General features: G+C 61.3%; 16 protein-coding genes and 1 tRNA gene. 8 read left to right on the forward strand and 9 right to left on the reverse strand.

Features of this window, described 5'->3' with window-relative positions; translation table 11 throughout:
- From radC to ACU8HS_RS00600, 4 genes are all read left to right on the forward strand, one after another.
- Positions 1 to 816, forward strand: coding sequence for a RadC family protein (gene radC, locus ACU8HS_RS00585; RefSeq protein WP_112758160.1), 816 nt, complete (start codon positions 1 to 3; stop codon positions 814 to 816).
- A 72-nt stretch (positions 817 to 888) separates the two neighbouring features.
- Positions 889 to 1,479 (forward strand): dual specificity protein phosphatase family protein, encoded by a 591-nt coding sequence (locus tag ACU8HS_RS00590; RefSeq protein ID WP_112704884.1) that lies wholly within the window; start codon positions 889 to 891, stop codon positions 1,477 to 1,479.
- A 98-nt stretch (positions 1,480 to 1,577) separates the two neighbouring features.
- Positions 1,578 to 2,984, forward strand: coding sequence for a Si-specific NAD(P)(+) transhydrogenase (gene sthA, locus ACU8HS_RS00595; RefSeq protein WP_112568179.1), 1,407 nt, complete (start codon positions 1,578 to 1,580; stop codon positions 2,982 to 2,984).
- 313 nt (positions 2,985 to 3,297) lie between these two features.
- Positions 3,298 to 5,079 (forward strand): B12-binding domain-containing radical SAM protein, encoded by a 1,782-nt coding sequence (locus ACU8HS_RS00600; protein ID WP_447015221.1) that lies wholly within the window; start codon positions 3,298 to 3,300, stop codon positions 5,077 to 5,079.
- A 159-nt stretch (positions 5,080 to 5,238) separates the two neighbouring features.
- Here ACU8HS_RS00600 and tig read toward each other — a convergent pair whose 3' ends face one another.
- From tig to ACU8HS_RS00620, 4 genes are all read right to left on the reverse strand, one after another.
- Entirely contained in the window at positions 5,239 to 6,723 is a 1,485-nt protein-coding gene (tig, locus tag ACU8HS_RS00605; RefSeq protein WP_112568183.1) for a trigger factor, read from the reverse strand.
- A gap of 189 nt (positions 6,724 to 6,912) precedes the next feature.
- Positions 6,913 to 6,997 (reverse strand) — tRNA-Leu (locus ACU8HS_RS00610).
- Between the two features lie 153 nt (positions 6,998 to 7,150).
- On the reverse strand, positions 7,151 to 7,741 hold the full coding sequence (locus tag ACU8HS_RS00615; protein WP_112754329.1) for a GDYXXLXY domain-containing protein: 591 nt from the start codon (positions 7,739 to 7,741) through the stop codon (positions 7,151 to 7,153).
- Positions 7,738 to 8,841, reverse strand: a complete 1,104-nt coding sequence (locus tag ACU8HS_RS00620) for a DUF2157 domain-containing protein (RefSeq protein ID WP_112754327.1) — start codon at positions 8,839 to 8,841, stop codon at positions 7,738 to 7,740. The genes ACU8HS_RS00615 and ACU8HS_RS00620 overlap by 4 nt, the downstream gene beginning before the upstream one ends.
- 853 nt (positions 8,842 to 9,694) lie before the next feature.
- On the opposite strand from ACU8HS_RS00620, the gene ACU8HS_RS00625 reads away from it, so the two are divergent.
- The 3 genes from ACU8HS_RS00625 to trmFO all read left to right on the forward strand — a co-directional run bounded on the left by ACU8HS_RS00625 (position 9,695) and on the right by trmFO (position 11,910).
- Positions 9,695 to 9,841: a DUF1127 domain-containing protein gene (locus tag ACU8HS_RS00625; RefSeq protein ID WP_112568189.1), complete on the forward strand. Its 147-nt coding sequence runs from the start codon at positions 9,695 to 9,697 to the stop codon at positions 9,839 to 9,841.
- A 293-nt stretch (positions 9,842 to 10,134) separates the two neighbouring features.
- Positions 10,135 to 10,278 (forward strand): DUF1127 domain-containing protein, encoded by a 144-nt coding sequence (locus ACU8HS_RS00630; RefSeq protein ID WP_112568191.1) that lies wholly within the window; start codon positions 10,135 to 10,137, stop codon positions 10,276 to 10,278.
- Between the two features lie 198 nt (positions 10,279 to 10,476).
- Positions 10,477 to 11,910 (forward strand): methylenetetrahydrofolate--tRNA-(uracil(54)-C(5))-methyltransferase (FADH(2)-oxidizing) TrmFO, encoded by a 1,434-nt coding sequence (gene trmFO / locus ACU8HS_RS00635; RefSeq protein ID WP_113413900.1) that lies wholly within the window; start codon positions 10,477 to 10,479, stop codon positions 11,908 to 11,910.
- 29 nt (positions 11,911 to 11,939) lie between these two features.
- Here trmFO and ACU8HS_RS00640 read toward each other — a convergent pair whose 3' ends face one another.
- From ACU8HS_RS00640 to yajC, 5 genes are all read right to left on the reverse strand, one after another.
- A complete protein-coding gene (locus tag ACU8HS_RS00640) occupies positions 11,940 to 12,407 on the reverse strand; it encodes a hypothetical protein (protein WP_112568195.1) in 468 nt (155 codons plus the stop codon).
- A gap of 69 nt (positions 12,408 to 12,476) precedes the next feature.
- Positions 12,477 to 13,325 (reverse strand): phytoene/squalene synthase family protein, encoded by an 849-nt coding sequence (locus ACU8HS_RS00645; protein WP_113413899.1) that lies wholly within the window; start codon positions 13,323 to 13,325, stop codon positions 12,477 to 12,479.
- 3 nt (positions 13,326 to 13,328) lie between these two features.
- On the reverse strand, positions 13,329 to 13,715 hold the full coding sequence (locus ACU8HS_RS00650) for an Mth938-like domain-containing protein (protein ID WP_112568199.1): 387 nt from the start codon (positions 13,713 to 13,715) through the stop codon (positions 13,329 to 13,331).
- A gap of 4 nt (positions 13,716 to 13,719) precedes the next feature.
- The gene (gene secDF / locus ACU8HS_RS00655) at positions 13,720 to 16,239 is read right to left on the reverse strand and encodes a protein translocase subunit SecDF (RefSeq protein WP_447015222.1); all 2,520 of its coding nucleotides are present in this window, start codon (positions 16,237 to 16,239) and stop codon (positions 13,720 to 13,722) included.
- Between the two features lie 43 nt (positions 16,240 to 16,282).
- The gene (gene yajC / locus ACU8HS_RS00660) at positions 16,283 to 16,630 is read right to left on the reverse strand and encodes a preprotein translocase subunit YajC (protein ID WP_007813582.1); all 348 of its coding nucleotides are present in this window, start codon (positions 16,628 to 16,630) and stop codon (positions 16,283 to 16,285) included.
- Between the two features lie 207 nt (positions 16,631 to 16,837).
- Here yajC and ACU8HS_RS00665 point away from each other — a divergent pair, with 207 nt between their 5' ends.
- The gene (locus tag ACU8HS_RS00665) at positions 16,838 to 17,710 is read left to right on the forward strand and encodes an ATP-binding protein (RefSeq protein ID WP_112704891.1); all 873 of its coding nucleotides are present in this window, start codon (positions 16,838 to 16,840) and stop codon (positions 17,708 to 17,710) included.
- Positions 17,711 to 17,762 lie beyond the last annotated feature (52 nt).

The raw sequence follows: 17,762 nt of genomic DNA on the forward strand, positions 1-17,762 counted from the left end.
ATGGCGAAGAGCCCCGTTCCGCAGGCTGGCGAAGACAAGCTGCCTTTCGACATGGACGAGGATATCGCTGCGGACGAACGGGCGTTTTTCGCTCAGCCGGCAAAGGCGGCATCTTCCGTGCCGAAGGCCGCCCTGCCCGCCGGGCAGGAGCACTATCACGGCCATCGCGAGCGGTTGCGCAATCGCTTCCGCGACCATGGCGATACGGCGCTTGCCGATTACGAAATCCTCGAACTCCTGCTTTTCCGGCTGATCCCCCGCCGCGACACCAAACCGATCGCCAAGGCGCTGATCGATCGCTTCGGTTCGCTTGCCGGCGTCTTCGGCGCGCCGGCAGCGCTGCTGCAGGAGGTCAAGGGCGTCGGAGAGGCGGTGGCGCTCGATCTGAAGCTGATATCCACCATTGGCCATCGCACGCTGAAGAGCGAACTCAAGGGCAAGCAGGTGCTGTCCTCCTGGTCGTCGGTCGTACAGTATTGTCATGCGGCCATGGCGCACGAGACGCGCGAGCAGTTCCGCATTCTCTTCCTCGACAAGCGCAATGCGCTGATTGCAGACGAGGTGCAGGGACAGGGGACCGTGGACCACACGCCTGTCTATCCGCGCGAGGTGGTGCGGCGGGCGCTCGAGCTTTCGGCAACGGCGCTGATTCTGGTGCACAACCACCCTTCGGGCGATCCCACGCCGTCGCGCGCCGATATCGACATGACGAAGATGATTATCGATGCCGCAAAGCCGCTCGGCATTGCCATTCACGATCACATCATCATCGGCAAGGACGGACAAGCGAGCCTCAAGGGCCTGCGCCTGATTTGAGACGGCGGCCAAGGCATGAAAAAGCCATCTTGACGTTCTCCAAGCTGGATGACTGACAACCGGATGGGAACTATGGGCATTTCTCCTCGTCGCTTGTACGCGCCGCCGAGCCTTCGATCGCTGGTACGGCTGACGCTTCTGCTGCTCGTCGTGACCGGCCTCTATCTCGGCTACCTGCAGCTTTCGACCAACGTGCATGCGGTCGTCGAAGGCCAGGTCTACCGTTCCGCCCAGCCCTCGCCGGCAAAGCTTGGCGAACTCGCCAAGGAATACGGCATCAAATCCGTACTGAACCTGCGCGGCGACAGCAGCGGCCAGGCCTGGTACGACAACGAAGTCGCCGCAGCAAAGGGCCTCAACATAAAGCATATCGATTTCCGCATGTCGGCAACGAAGGAGCTGTCGGTCGAGGAAGGACGCCAGCTGATGGCGATCATGGCCGCCGCCCCCAAGCCGATGCTCATCCACTGCAAGGCCGGCGCCGACCGTACGGGACTGGCTTCCGCCATCTACGTCGCCGGGGTTGCCAAGGAGGGAGAGATGGCGGCGGAGTCGCAGATCTCGCTGACATACGGCCATCTGTCCCTTTTCTTCATCGGCGCCTATGCGATGGATCGCACCTTCGAGCGGCTTGAGCCAATGTTCGGCTTTTTGAATTCCTGAACTGCCCGGAATACCAAACTGTAACATTGACCGGCTACCGATGAACGCGCGACATTTCGCGTCGCAAAATGATTCCAATTCAAGTTCGGGGCTAAAGGATGTTCCAGTACGATCTCGTGGTAGTGGGCAGCGGACCGGCGGGGCGCCGCGGCGCAATCCAGGCTGCAAAACTCGGCAAGAAAGTGCTGGTCATCGAGCAGGGAAAACGCGTCGGCGGCGTTTCCGTCCATACCGGCACGATCCCGTCCAAGACGCTGCGCGAAACCGCGCTCAATCTTTCCGGCTGGCGTGAGCGCGGCTTCTACGGCCGCAGCTACCGCGTCAAGCAGGAGATCAGCGCCGAGGACCTGCGCCGCCGCCTGCTGATCACGCTCGACCACGAAGTCGAAGTGCTCGAACACCAGTTCGCCCGCAACCGCGTCCAGCATATCCGCGGCAAGGCAAGCTTCATCGACGCCAACAGCCTGCAGGTCATCAAGGACGACGGCGAGACCATGACGGTGACGGGCGCCAGCATTCTGCTTGCCGTCGGCACCAAGCCCTTCCGGCCCGACTACATGCCCTTCGACAACAAGACCGTACTCGACAGCGACGAGTTGCTCGATATCGAGGAACTGCCGCGCAGCATGGTCGTCATCGGCGCCGGCGTCATCGGCATCGAATATGCGACGATCTTTTCGGCGCTGGATACGGCCGTCACCGTTATCGACCCGAAATCGACCATGCTCGACTTCATCGACAAGGAGATCGTCGAGGATTTCACCTATCAGCTGCGCGACCGCAACATGAAGCTGCTGCTCGGCACGAAGGCCGAAAAGGTCGAGCGGCTCGACAGCGGCAAGGTTCAGCTGACGCTGGACAGCGGCCGGCATCTCGTGACCGACATGGTGCTCTTTGCGGCCGGGCGCATGGGCGCCACCGACACACTCAACCTGGAGGCCATCGGCCTCGAGGCCGACAGCCGCGGACGCCTGAAGGTCAATCCCGAGACGTTCCAGACGTCCGTGCCCAATATCTACGCCGCCGGCGACGTTGTCGGCTTCCCGAGCCTTGCCTCGACCTCGATGGAACAGGGCCGTATCGCGGCGCGCGTCGCAATCGGCGCCGTGGCCAAGGAGCCGCAGAAATATTTTCCCTACGGCATCTATGCCGTGCCGGAGATTTCGACCTGCGGCCTGACGGAAGAGGAAATGAAGGAACGCGGCATTCCCTACGAATGCGGCATTGCGCGTTTCCGCGAAACCTCGCGCGGCCACATCATGGGTCTGGACACGGGCCTGCTGAAGCTGATCTTCTCGCTGAAGACGCGCCGCCTGCTCGGCGTGCACATTGTCGGCGAAGGCGCCACGGAACTCGTGCATATCGGTCAGGCGGTGCTTAACCTGAAGGGCACGGTCGAATATTTCGTCGAGAATACGTTCAATTACCCGACGCTCGCCGAAGCCTACAAGATTGCCGGTCTCGATGCCTGGAACCGTATGGGCGATATAAAATCCGAACTGTGAGGAAGCGGGGGGATCTCCCCTCGCCTTTCCGGGCACTATTCCCAACCCATTGATCTTTGAGCTTTATTTCTTGACGAGGCGCCGATCGGCGCATCGCCTGCGGCTGACTGGAGCCCTGCGCCAACTACCTATATCCTATGTCAAAAGATATTGGTAAGCTAGGGTTGCAGGCGCCCGCATCGGTCCATTGCGTTTTGTTTACAGCGTTCCCACTTATGGGACCGCGCCTTTCGACAGCATGAAATACATGTCTCAGACCGGTCTGCCACGCCACCCGGATACGGCGCGCAGCCCATAACGAAAGATCGATATTTTGCCCCATAGTTCAGAGGTTGCTCGCAGGCGGTTTCAGCTGATCCTGATAAAACCGTCGCACTATGACGATGACGGCTACGTCATTCGCTGGTGGCGGGCCATGATTCCGTCCAACTCGCTGGCTGCCATTTACGGCATCGCCGTCGACTGCGCCGAGCGACAGGTCCTGGGCGCCGATACCGCCATCGACATCACCGTTATCGACGAAACCAATACGCGAATCGATTTTGCGGCATTGCTGTCGCAGTTCAGCCGAAACGGCAATTTCGGCATGGTCGCGCTGATCGGCGTGCAATCCAACCAATATCCCCGCGCGCTCGACATTGCGCGCCCCTTCCGCGATGCGGGACTGCCGGTTTCGATGGGCGGCTTTCATGTCTCGGGATGCCTGTCGATGCTCGACGGCGATGCGATCGGCCTCGAGGAATGCCGCAAGATGGGCGTTTCCATGTTTGCCGGCGAGGCCGAAGGGCGGCTGGAGACAGTGCTGCGGGATGCCGCCGCCGGCGAGTTGAAGCCGCTCTACAATTTCATGAACGATCTGCCCGGCATCGGCGGCACCCCGGTGCCGTTCCTGCCGAAAGACAATATCCAGCGCACGCTTGGCCTCAGCACCAGCTTCGATGCGGGCCGCGGCTGTCCCTATCAATGTTCGTTCTGCACGATCATCAACGTGCAGGGCCGCAAATCCCGTTTCCGCTCGGCCGACGATGTCGAGAAACTGGTGCGCATGAACTGGGCGCAAGGCATCCATAAGTTCTTCATCACCGACGATAATTTTGCCCGCAACAAGGATTGGGAAGCCATCTTCGACCGGCTGATCGAGCTCAGGGAAAAGGACGGCATTCCGCTCGGGCTGATGATCCAGGTGGACACGCTCTGCCACAAGATCCCGAATTTCATCGAAAAATCGAAACGCGCCGGTGTCACCCGCGTCTTCATCGGCCTTGAAAACGTCAACCCGGACAACCTGACCGCCGCCAAGAAGAACCAGAACAAGATCACCGAATACCGCAAGATGCTGCTTGCCTGGAAGGCGCAGGGCATCATGACGCTTGCCGGCTATATCCTGGGTTTCCCGGCAGACACGCCGGACTCGATCCGCCGCGACATCAGGATCATTCAGGAAGAGCTGCCGCTCGACGTCATCGAATTCTTCGTCCTGACGCCGCTGCCCGGTTCGGAGGACCACCAGGTCCTCTGGAGGAAGGGCGTCGATATGGACGCCGATCTCAATATTTACGACGTCGAACATGTCTGCACGGCGCATCAGAAGATGAGCAAGCCGGAATGGGAGAGCATCTACCGGGAGGCCTGGTCGCTCTACTATTCGCCCGAGCACATGAAGACCCTGCTTCGCCGCGCTGTCGCAACCGGCATTTCGCTGAGCAGTCTGGTCAAGGTCCTGGTCTCGTTTGCGACCACCGTGCCGCTGGAGAACGTGCATCCGCTGCAGAGCGGCCTTCTGCGCCTGAAACATCCTTCCGAGCGGCGCCCCGGCCTCAAGCGCGAGCATCCACTACTGTTCTGGCCGCGCTTTACCTTCGAGACGATCCGCAAACACGTCTCGCTCGCCGGCACGATCATCAATCTCAGCGTCACGGCCTTCCTGATTGCGCGCAGGGCAGATGCCGGAACCTATATGGACAAGGCCCTGACGCCGGTTGGCGACGACGATGAAGACGTTCTCGACCTCTTCACCAAGACCGCCGGCGGCACGGCTGCCGTCAGCCACATCAAGAAGATTGCCAAACTTACTCACGCTCCCAAACCCGTCTGACACGGGTTCCGGGCCGAGGATCGGCCGGCTGGTCTCCAAGCTTCGACAAGAAGCACTAAATGACAAACGAGGCCGGTGCTTCGTATGAAGCACCGGCCTCGCAATATATAAGCCCTGCCGCGAGCGGCAGGGCTTTCGATGTCGGTCCGGAAGAGCCGATTATTCGGCGCTGTCCTCGGAAGCCTTCTTCTTCGGAGCGGCCTTCTTCTTCGGCGCAGCTTCTTCACCTTCGGCAGAAGCCTCGGCCTTGGCGGCAGCCTTCTTCTTCGGAGCAGCCTTCTTGGCGTCGGCCTTTTCGGAAGCTTCGCCCTCTTCGTCGGCGAGCAGCTCTTCCTTCGTCACCTTCTTGTCGGTGACGTCGATTTCGGTCAGCAGGTGATCGATGACCTTCTCTTCGAAGATCGGAGCGCGGATCGAGGCTGCGGCACCCGGCTGGCTGCGGAAGAACTCGAGGATCTGCTTTTCCTGGCCCGGATACTGGCGCAGCTGCTCATAGATGGCGCGCTGCATTTCGTCTTCGGAAACTTCGACGCCGGCCTTTTCGCCGATCTCGGAGAGAACGAGGCCGAGGCGGACGCGACGCTCAGCGAGCTTCTGATATTCTTCGCGTGCCTGCTCTTCGGTCGTGTCTTCGTCTTCGAAGGTCTTGCCGGACTGTGCGAGGTCGTTGCTGACCTGGCTCCAGATGCCGTTATATTCGGCTTCGACGAGCTTGGAGGGGGTTTCGAACTTGTACATCTCGTCGAGCTGGTCGAGAATCTGGCGCTTCAGCTTCTGACGCGTCAGCGAGCCGTACTGGGATTCGATCTGGCCGCGGACGATTTCCTTGAGGCGATCGGCGGATTCGAGGCCGAGCTTCTTGGCGAGTTCGTCGTTGATTTCGACATCAGCCGGAGCGGCAACTTCCTTGACGGTGACGTCGAAAGTCGCTTCCTGACCGGCGAGGTTCTTGGCCGGGTAGTCGGCCGGGAAGGTTACGGTGATGGTCTTCTCGTCGCCAGCCTTGACGCCGACCAGCTGGTCTTCGAAGCCCGGAATGAAGCGGCCGGAACCGAGAACCAGTTCGGCGTCCTGATCGGTGCCGCCGTCGAAGGCAACGCCGCCGACCTTGCCGACATAGTCCATCTTGACGCGATCGCCGTTGGCGGCCTTGCCCTTCTTTTCGGTGTAGTCGCGGGCGCTTTCAGCGACCTTGAGAACCTGTTCGTTGACTTCGTCGTCGGAGATGTCGACGACTTCGCGCGTGACCTTGATGCCCTTGTTCGACTTCAGTTCGATCGGCGGGAGAACTTCGTAGGACAGGGTGAACTCGAAATCCTGCTCGGCAGCGAGAATCTTGTCTGCCTCGTCCTTGTCTTCCGTCATGTTGATTTCCGGCTGGGTCGCCGACTTTTCGCCACGGCTAGACAGGATCTGGGTCGGCTGGTCGCGAACGATCTCGTTGACGAGATCGGCCATGATGGACTTGCCGTAGACCTTCTTAAGGTGCGCGGCCGGAACCTTGCCCGGACGGAAGCCGTTGATGCGGACCTTGTCCTTTACGTCGGCAAGGCGCTCGTTCAGCTTGTTTTCCATGTCCTTGGCCGGGATAACGACCTTGATTTCGCGCTTCAGCCCTTCAGCGAGCGTTTCGATAACCTGCATGTCTTCCTACCTTCATTTCAGTGGCGGCCGTGCCCAGACGCCGTTCGTTTCGGTGAGCACGACGCCGGCCAACTGCCGCACGTGGCTTTTTTCTCAATTCCTGTTCGTTCCGCCTGAAGCGGAACAGCACTCGCTTTTCGGGTATCCGAGACTATGAAGTTCCCAGTCCTCCCGCGCTGCAAGGCAGTCTGGTGCGGGTAGAGAGACTTGAACTCCCACGCCTTGCGGCACCAGAACCTAAATCTGGCGTGTCTACCAATTTCACCATACCCGCGTTCGCGAAACCGCATGCATATGCCTGCGCATGAGGCCTTCCGAGCGCGGCGTCTCTATATCACCCGATTTAGAACAGGCAAAGGAAAAATGAACGGCAAATGACAGGGATTTGCGGCCCAAAGCGCGACCTTCCCGCCAGCCGCGCGGGGTCTCAATAGAGAGGCTCCTCATAGGCCGGCTTGCCGTCCACCACGAGGCTGCGGATCTGCGCGGCACCGGAGGAAGACACGCTGGCGGCAATGGAAACGTCGCCCTCGTTGCGGGCCTCCTCCAGCGGCTTGCCCTCGCCTTCCGGCACGTAATAACGCTCTATCCCGTATTCGACCCGGATGGTATCGCCGCTATCGGGACCATAGCTGTAAAAGGGCAGGCTGCGCAGCACGACCGTATCCGCGGCTGCCGGCAGCGGCCCGAACGACGATTCGACGATGCCCCAGAAGCCGTCCTGCTGGCGCCTGAGGCGTACCCACAGGGTCTGTTCGCCGGCCTGCGCCGGAATGCCACCGATGATCGTCGAGACCGGGACCGACGATATGTCGTAGTTCAGCACCACATAGTCGCCACGCAGGAAATCGCGCGGATCGACCGGGGCCGTCTTGAGCAGAACTTCCGTACCGTTTGCCAGGATCGATGCCCTGCTCTGGATCACGTAACCGAGGATCAGCGTCTGCAGCCCGGCGACGAGGATCGCGGCAAGAATATAGAAGCGGCCGGGTTGCGGTCTTGCGAAGGCAAAGCTCATGCGCGTTCCTCCACGCGGCCTGCGGCGAAGCGTTTTTCAAGGCGGATGACGACCCAGGCGACGGCTGCGACCACCAGGCCCGAAAACAGGAAGAGGCTCGACGTGCCGAGGATCGTGCCGACCGTCACCGAGGCCAGATAGAGCATCTCGGCGGCGAAGGCGCCATAGGCCAGATAGCGGACGGCACCATTGTCGCGGCCGTGCAGCACGATCGCCGCAACAGCGGCGGCAAGCGTCAGCAGGCCGATTACGACCATGGGGGCGCCTTCGTCCAATTCCGTATGAAGCAGGAGCAGTCCCATGATTGCGACGAGGAAACTATAGAATGCCGGCGCGGCACCCGCGGTTCCGACGAGCGCGGAAATCGGGCGGACAGGCAAGGCGGTCAGCAGGAAGGCCAGCATGCCGAGGGCCGCGAAGGCGATCGCTACGGAAATCTCGTCAACAACGACGTAGAGCCAGGCAAGCCAGCCGACGACGAGCAGATAGGCAAGATGGCGCGCCCGATCCGCGCCGGTGAAACGCACGAGCCCGATGACGACAGCTGCCATGACAAGCGGCACATAGGGGCCGAAGCCGAACCAGCGGGTATCGAAATTCTCGAGATAGACCGCGAAGGAGGCCCAGGAAAGAAAGCCGGCGACGACGGTCACGGCCGCAGAGCGGAACAGAATTGCCGAAACGGTGGCGACGGCAAACCAGAGATACATGACCGCCTGCTCGTCGCCGGACAGGTGATACATCTGGCCGACAAGGGAGATGGCACCGCCGAAACTGAGCGCGCCGATGACGAGCAGGCCGCCGGCCGTTGCGAGCGCGCCACGCAGGAGAAGGAGCGCCGCGCCGATGTGAACGGCCCAGATCAGCGCCAGCATCAGGCCGACACGGACAAGGCGTGGGATATATTCCCAATTGGAGGCGACAAGCAGCAACAGCGCCGCGCCGAGCAGCACGGCTGCCAGCCCCATCAATACGCGGCCGAGGCTGAAACTTGCCGGACGCGCATCATATTCGGCAAGCAGAGCTTCAGCCGCCTTCGCCTCAAGAAGTCCCTTCTCCACCCAGAGCGAGAGATCCCGCTCCAACCTGCCGCGATACATGCCCACCCCCGCATCGTTCCGTCATTATCGGCTTTCGCCTTTATAGCGCAGGATCGGCCCGCGGAAACGCCAGCCTTGCAAATATGCAATTTCCTCATTGGCCTAATTCGCATCAGGCGTTAACGAAACACTAACCGCAATATTGGCAATATATAAGGGCCGGCGAAGAGGCATGCATGAACCGCATAGCCCTCATGAAGATATTGCACTGCAAAATCATCAAAAGTCATACTATTTACCTGCATGTCGAAGCACGGGGATGGCGCCCCGGCCCGGTTTTCCGGATGCCTGCGGACCATATGTCCGTGACGAGATTCGCAGACGCGCACTCCTCCTCCCAGCGCCCTGCGATAGACTGGCAACACTCCTCCTCCCAGTTGCCAGTCACCATCATGACGCCCACCGGATCCTCCCCCGGTGGGCGTTTTGCTTAACGGGTGATTAAACGATTAGCGCCCCGCCTTTCCGGGCTTTCCCGCGAGTTATGGTGAAGCCTTCGTTAAGCCGTATCGGCTGCCGGCGCGACCTTGCCGCAACCGCCGGCCCGCTCACGTTCTGCAAAACGCACCGCGAAAAGGCATGTGCAGGAAAACGCTCTTCACGGACCCGGAAGCCGGCCAAATATTGCTTCGCGAAAACACCCGTTCGCGAAAAAATCATTCTGCCTATTCGTTGACCAGAAAACGGCCAAAGCGTGTAAATCGAGGGCTGAGCTTTGCGAATCACGCATAGGTGGCTTGAAATCTTGGCTCTGTTAGTTCTTCGCGCCGCAACATATATTCTGGTCATCAAATAGAGGTCAGAGCCGAAGACAGGCTGCTGGCAGGATCAAGCCCTAGGAAAGGGGATTAACATGAACTTCTCTCGCTCGTTCAACAACTGGCGCAAGTATCGTCAGACCGTTACCGAACTCGGCCGCATGACCAACCGCGAATTGCATGACCTCGGCATCGACCGCTCGGACATCCATCGCGTTGCTCGCGAAGCTGCCGCCCGCTAAGTACAGGTAATCGCTGCTCCTCCCAAGCAGATTGCCTTCCCAAAACGCCTGCTGCCCTCGCAGCGGGCGTTTTCTTTTTCCCGGTCGCCCAGATTGCCGCAAAGGTTGCGGAACCGTTAATTCTTAGCCCGCTCAAAAATCGCGCTCTGCATATTTACCGGGCATCAGATTGCACATTTGCATAGCAGACGCCTCTTATTTGCACTGCACAATTTCGGGGACCGCGACTATATAGAGGTCAACCGCAGAGACGGCGATCCTGCCGCCTGCGCAAGACATCTGAGGAAGAGACCATGAACCCGATCCGCATTGCAAAGAGCTGGATTAGCTACCGCCGCACGCTCAACGAACTTGGCAACCTGTCCAACCAGACGCTTGCCGACATCGGCGTCAGCCGCTACGACATCCGCAACATCGCATCGCGTTCGTTCCGCTAATAAACGCGAACGAGACGTTCCCCAAGACGGCGCCATCGGGCGCCGTTTTCGTTTTCAGGTCCTGATCGCAGCAATCGCAACCACGGCAAACCGGCCCGATGCCGGTTCAGTGGGCCGAGCCGATCACGTTACGGTGCCGGAAGCGCCGTTTTTGATTCTGCTGTTGGATCGTGTGGGCTGGCGTGATATCAGCCGCCAATGAGCAAGAACTCCTCCTATTCCCCTATTCATGTCATCGGCGGCGGACTGGCCGGTTCCGAAGCCGCCTGGCAGATCGCCAACGCCGGCGTGCCGGTGATCCTGCACGAAATGCGCGGCGTGCGCGGCACCGATGCCCACAAGACCGACGGGCTTGCCGAGCTCGTCTGTTCCAATTCCTTCCGCTCGGACGATGCGACCAGCAATGCCGTCGGCGTCATCCATGCGGAAATGCGCATGGCCGGCTCGCTGATCATGGCTTCGGCCGACAGACATCAGGTGCCGGCGGGCGGCGCGCTGGCCGTCGACCGCGACGGCTTCTCCGATGCCGTGACCAAGGCGATCCACGAGCATCCGCTGATCACGGTCGTGCGCGAAGAAATCTCCGGTCTGCCGCCCAAAGAGTGGGATCTCGCCATTATCGCCACCGGGCCGTTGACGGCGCCGTCGCTTGCGAGCGCCATCCAGGCGGAAACGGGCGAGGATTCGCTCGCTTTCTTCGACGCCATCGCGCCCATCGTCTATCGAGACAGCATCGACATGGATACCTGCTGGTATCAGTCGCGTTACGACAAGGTCGGCCCCGGCGGCACCGGCAAGGACTATATCAACTGCCCGATGACCGAAGAGCAGTACAACACCTTCGTCGACGCCCTCATCGCCGGCGATACGGTGGGCTTCAAGGAGTGGGAAGGCACGCCCTATTTCGACGGCTGCCTGCCGATCGAGGTGATGGCCGAGCGCGGACGCGAAACGCTGCGCCACGGGCCGATGAAGCCGATGGGCCTGACCAACGCGCATAACCCCTCCGTGAAGGCCTATGCCGTCGTGCAGCTTCGCCAGGACAATGCGCTCGGCACGCTCTACAACATGGTCGGTTTCCAGACGAAACTGAAATATGGTGCGCAGGCGGAGATCTTCCGCCTGATCCCCGGCCTGGAGAATGCCGAATTCGCCCGCCTCGGCGGCCTGCACCGCAACACCTACATCAACTCTCCGACACTTCTCGACCCGTCGCTGATGCTGAAATCGCGTCCGGGCCTGCGTTTTGCCGGTCAGATCACCGGCTGCGAAGGTTATGTGGAAAGCGCAAGCGTCGGGCTACTGGCCGGCCGCTTTGCGGCTGCTGAGCGCAAGGGCGAGGCGGTTTCGCTTCCGCCGGCAACGACTGCGCTCGGCTCGCTGCTCGGCCACATTACCGGCGGCCATCTCGTCACGGACGAGGAGCCGGGCAAGCGTTCGTTCCAGCCCATGAACATCAATTTCGGCCTGTTTCCGGAATTGCAGCCGGGTTCGATCGTCAAGCCGGAAGGCATCAAGCGCTTCCGCGGCAAGGACAAGACGATCATGAAGCGGCAGCTGATTGCCAAGCGGGCGCTTGCCGATTGCGCCGCCTGGCTGGGCCAGGACGTCAAGCTCGCCGAAAGCGCCTGAGATTACCGCGGTTCCTGAGATTACCGCGGTTAATGCCCGTTTGCCGCCGTGCTGTTCGGCGCAGGCAATTCCTTGTCCGGCTCGGCAACATAGTTGCCGAGCAGCCAGAGCGAGACTTCCGACGCCTCCTTGGCCGAGGCGAACTCATAGGTGCCGTTGTGCGAGGGCGCATTGACAAATTCGATGCTCAGCCCCCGGCCCGTCTCGGAGGCGAGAACCCGCACCGTTCCCGGCTCGATCAGATGGCATGCGAAGTGGCGCGACATGTTGCGCATGAAGCCGGCCTTGTTGTCGTGCAGACGCACGAAGACGGCCTGGCCGTCCACGGTCGCCTGTAGCTGGCGGATCGCTTCGTTGGGAAATGCACGGCCGAATTCGATGATGGCGAGGCCCGTATCGTGCAGGCCATCCTCCTTGTTCTGAGCAGCCATGCGCGTCGCCACGAAGGCGAAGAAGACGACGATGGCGAAAAGAACGCACCAGACGATAATGCCCACGCGATGTCTCCGTTTAAAATGGGGTCGTCGCAGACATAACGCGCGAGACTTGCGCGAGTTTGACCGTCATCAGATTTTCTTGCGCATGCCGGCAAAAGCCATGCGCAGCTGACGGCGCCATTGCGGCTCCTGCAGCGAGACCTCCAGAACGGCCGCACCCCGCTTCTGCGCCTTCACAAGCACCGGTTCCGCAAGCGTTGCCGGCAGGAAGGCAGGCAGCACGGACGGCGGAATGGCAGCCGCCCTCGCCTTGGCAAGATGGTCGCGGCCAAGCCCGGCAAAGGCCTCGATGGCTGCGGAAATACGCAGCTTGTCCGCACCGGCCAGGAAGGTTTCCCGATCGAGACCCGTCGCCTTGAGGATTTCAAGCGGGATATAGAGCTGGCCGCGGCGTCGGTGCAGCGGCATCAGCAGCAGCATGCCGGAAATGGCCTGCGCCACGCCGGCGTGACCGGCGGCATCGGCGCAGTTCATGGCGTCCTCGGGCGAAAGGATCAGGCCCGCAAGCTGGATGAGTGCCGAAGCCGTTTCGCCCGCATAGCCTTCCAGCGAGGTTCGGCTTTCCATCGGGTCGTCGTAGAGATCGAAGATCCTGGCCTCGGTCATATTGACCAGCGTCTGGCGCGGGAGCCGATGCGTCTCGACAGTCGAAAGAAGGGCCGCGGCGAGCGGATTGGCCTCTGTCGAGCCGCGCGCATTGCCCTCCAGAAGGTCGCGCCAATATTGCATGCGGATTTCGCCGGGCAGAGGTTCGTGCACGAGATCGCGGATGCGGGCGAGCTCCGCATTGAATGCATAGAGGGCGGCGAGCGCGCCGCGCTTGTCCTCGGGAGACAGCAGGCACGCAAGGTAGCGGTCGCGATCGGTATCGCGCAGCGTCGCCAGGCTGATCTCCTGGTTCGTCTTCGGATCGGCCATGTTTCAGACCGCGATCAGGGCGGCGGCGACGGCACGCTGTTCGGAAAGCATGATGTTGAAGGTGCGCACGGCGGCACCCGTGCTCATCGGGTCGGAAGAGATGCCGCGCGCCTTGAGCGCCGCGCGCAGTTCTGCAGGCAGGCGGCGCAGCTCCGTGCCGGTGCCGACGAGCAGCACCTCGATATCGGCGGCTTCATCGAGCACGCGGCGGAAATTCTCCACCGACAGCGGCTTCGTCATGTCCATGTCCCAGCCGTGAATGCCCGAGGGCAGGCAGAGGATGGAGCCGCGATGCGACATGTCCGCAAAGCGGAAGCCGCCATTTCCATAGGTGTCGATGGGAGCGCGGCCCGGGAAATGGGCGTCGCGGATTTCAATGCCTTTTGCCATGTATCTATACCGCCGGCTTGCCGGATTTCATGCTGATGTCGCCCTCGTCGCCGTCACCGGTCTCCCGGCGCAGCCGGAAGATGATGAGAACGGGCGCCGCTATATAGATGGAGGAGAATGTTCCAAGCGCAACGCCAAAGAGCATGGTGAAGGTGAAGGAGCGGATGACGGCGCCGCCGAAAACGTAAAGCGCAAGCAGCGCCAGCAGGGTCGTGGCGGCCGTCAGAATGGTGCGCGACAGCGTCTGGTTGATCGCCGCGTCGATCAGGATCGGCAGCGGCATCTTCTTGTAACGCTTCAGGTTTTCGCGCATGCGGTCGTAGACGACCACGGTATCGTTCAGCGAATAGCCGACGACGGTCAGAAGGGCTGCCACGCTCGTCAGGTTGAATTCCATGCCGGTCAGCACAAAGAGGCCGAGCATGATGATGACGTCATGCAGCGTCGCGACGATTGCACCGACCGCGAACTGCCATTCGAAGCGGATCCAGATATAGACGAGGATGGCGAACAGCGAGGCCAGGATGCCCGATGTCGCCAGCATCGTCAGTTCGCCGGAGACGGCCGGCCCCACCACTTCCACGCGGCGGAAATCGTAGTCTTCGGCGAGTTCGCCGCGAATGAACGTCGCAACTGACTGCTCGGCATTTTCGCCGCCGTCCTGCGAGCCGACACGGATCAGGGCGTTGGCGGCATCGCCGATCGGCTCGACACGCACCGGTCCGAGGTTCAGTTCGTTGAGGCGGGCGCTCAGATCGGCAAGACCGGCATTGCCCTGCTTCGCCGTGACCTCGATCAGCGAACCGCCGGTAAAGTCGATGCCGAGCTGGAGGCCGACCGTTGCGAAGGCAAGCATGGCGGCGATGCAAAGTGCTGCCGATGCCGTGAAGACATAGCGGCGGATGCCCATGAAGCGGATATTGGCATGCTCGAACAACCCGGTCAGCGCGCTCTTCGGCAGATGGCGCGGATGGCGCCTTGCAAGCCAAGCGGCCACGAGGCCGCGCGTCGACGTGAAGGCCGTCAGGATGGTCGTGAGGATGCCGACCGCCAGCGTCACGGCAAAGCCGCGGATGGATTCGCTGCCGACGAAAAACAGAATGACCGCCGCGATGAAGATCGTGACATTGGCATCGACAATCGTCGCGAAGGCGCGCGAGAAGCCACGCTCGACCGCCTGGGCGAAGGTGGTATGCGCCACCCTCTCCTCTTCGCGGATACGCTCATAGATCAGCACATTGGAATCCACGGCCATGCCGACGATCAGCACGAGGCCGGCAATGCCCGGAAGCGTCAATATGGCGCCCGAAAGACTGAGCACGGCGACGATCAGCACCAGATTGAAGGCCAGCGACACGACGGCGATGATGCCGAGCATGCGGTAGAGCGCGATCATGAGCGCTGCGACGAGCACAACGGCGACGATGCCGGCGACGAGACCGGAGAAGACGGATTCGGAGCCGAAGACCGGGCTGACGGTGCGTTCCTCCACCGATGTCAGCGTCGCAGGCAATGCGCCGGCCCGCAGCATGACGGCCAGATCCTGAACGCCCTCTTCGGAGAAGTTGGCCGATATTTCGCCACTGCCGTCCGTGATCGGCGCCTCGATTACCGGGTCTGCCATCACCTGGTCGTCGAAGACGATGGCAAGATGTTTTCCGACATTATCTGTCGTTGCCCGCGCCAGACGCTTCGTGGCCTCGTCGTTCAGGCGATAGACGATCGCGCCGTCCTGCGTCTGCGGGTCCGTCTTCGTATCGACCTCGGCAAAATCGGCGCCTGTCGCGATCACCGTGCGATCGACGAGATAGGGAACCGGCGGATCGTCCAGCGAATAGAGCACCTGCGATGTCGCCGGCCAGCGGCCGGCAAGCGCCTGCTGGCCGGTCATGCTTTCATCGATAAGATGGAAGGAGAGCGCGGCGGGCTCGTTCAGCAGGTTCTTCAGTCGTTCGGCATCGACGGCGCCCAGCACCTGGAGGGCGATACGGTCGTCCCCGTCGGGGCGAACGACAAAATCCTGCTTGCCGAAACCGGCGATGCGGCGGGCGACAATATCGAGCGAGCGGGTCCGCGCAACAACGGTGTCGGCATCGATCGCCTTGTCGGAGATCTGCAGCGTCAGTTGGCCGTCATTGCTCTGCTGCAGCGAGATATTGGCCGATGTCAGCGATTTCAGGAGGCCGGCCGCGGCTTCAAGCTGCGCCGTATCCGTGATCTTCACGGTCACGGTCTGCGCGGTCCCGGTAAGGCCGGTATAGCGGATGCCGGCGCCGCGGAGCGCATCACGAACGCTGGCAACAGTTGCCTCGAGCCGATCACGGATGATGTCGGAGCGTTCGAGGCGCAGGACGATATGGGAGCCACCCTGCAAATCGAGACCGAGGGTGACGCGGGCCTGCCGCAACCAGCCCGGCAGGGAGGAGAGCTGCGCCTGGCTGAGAAGATTGGGCGCAGCGACGATAATTGCGGCAATCGCAACCAGCCAGATCAGAAGTGTTTTCAAGCGGGAAAAATGGTGCATTCTCTCGACTATCTTCCGATCCGGCAGGTGTTGCTATCGCATGTTATGCAGCGTCTGCCTTGACCGGCTCGCCCTTCACGCGGACTTCGGAAATGCCGGTACGGACGATGCGCACACGCACGCCTTCGGCGATTTCGACTTCCACTTCCTTCTCATCGACAACCTTCGTAACCTTGCCGACAAGACCGCCGCCGGTGACGATCTGGTCGCCGCGACGGATCGCCTTCAGGGTTTCCTCGCGCTTCTTGGCCTGCGCGCGCTGCGGGCGGATCAGCAGGAAATACCAGACCACCATCAGCGGCACGAACAGGATGATCATTTCGAGGCCTGAGCCGCCGAAAGCGCTCGTGGCGTCGGTTGCGCTCTGGGCAAATGCCGGGGTGATAAACATGCTAAACTCCTCAGGCTGTGGGCGGCGGAACCCCGCCTCTCTTTTCAAGTCGCCGGACTATAGTTGCAGCCTTGATGAATGCAACAAAAACAGCCGGAAACCGTACCGATTCCGCTGCCTCATAACCTTTCCGCTGTGGAAAGGCCATGCTACCCGGCATCAAAAACGAAAGCGGATAATCGCTGCGATCTATCAAGGAGGCACCCGATGGCCGAGGAAATCAATAGCGTTCTTCTTCAGGAGCTGAAGAGACTTGCTGATGCGGTCGAACGGCTGGCCGGCCCGGCAGCCGCCGCCAACGACTGGGACGCCGCCGACTGTTTCGTCTGGTCCCCTGCCCGGCAGTATCTGCAGCCCGTCCAGCGCCCCAATCGCGTGGCGCTGAAGCTCATCCGCGGCGTCGATCACGTACGCGACATCCTGCATGAAAACACCGTGCGTTTTGCCGAGGGCTATGCGGCCAACAACGTGCTGCTCTGGGGTGCGCGCGGCATGGGCAAGTCCTCGCTGGTCAAGGCCGTGCATGAAGACGTGCGCCGCGAGAGCGGCGTGTCGCTGAAGCTCGTCGAGGTCCATCGTGAGGATATTGCCAGCCTGCCGACGCTCCTCGACCTGCTCAAGGACACGCCGCATCGCGTCATCGTCTTCTGCGACGACCTATCCTTCGACCATGACGATACCGCCTACAAGTCGCTGAAGGCGGCGCTCGACGGCGGTGTCGAAGGTCGCCCGGACAATGTGCTGTTCTACGCAACCTCCAACCGGCGCCACCTGCTGCCGCGCCACATGATGGAAAACGAGCAGTCGACAGCCATCAATCCGTCCGAGGCCGTCGAGGAGAAAGTGTCTCTGTCGGATCGTTTCGGCCTGTGGCTCGGCTTCCACAAGTGCAGCCAAGAAGATTATCTGACGATGATCGACGGTTATGCCGAGCACTTCAAGCTCGGCCTGGAGCGCGAGAAAATGCATGCCGAGGCGCTGGAATGGGCCACCACCCGCGGCGCCCGCTCCGGCCGTGTGGCCTGGCAGTATATCCAGGATCTTGCCGGCCGCATGCGCGTCCATCTCGACCGCGCCTGAACCGCCGCATATTTTCGCGATAGCTTCAAAACGACAAAAGCCCGGCGGCTGG

The sequence above is a fragment of the Rhizobium sp. KDH_Rht_773_N genome (assembly GCF_052946295.1).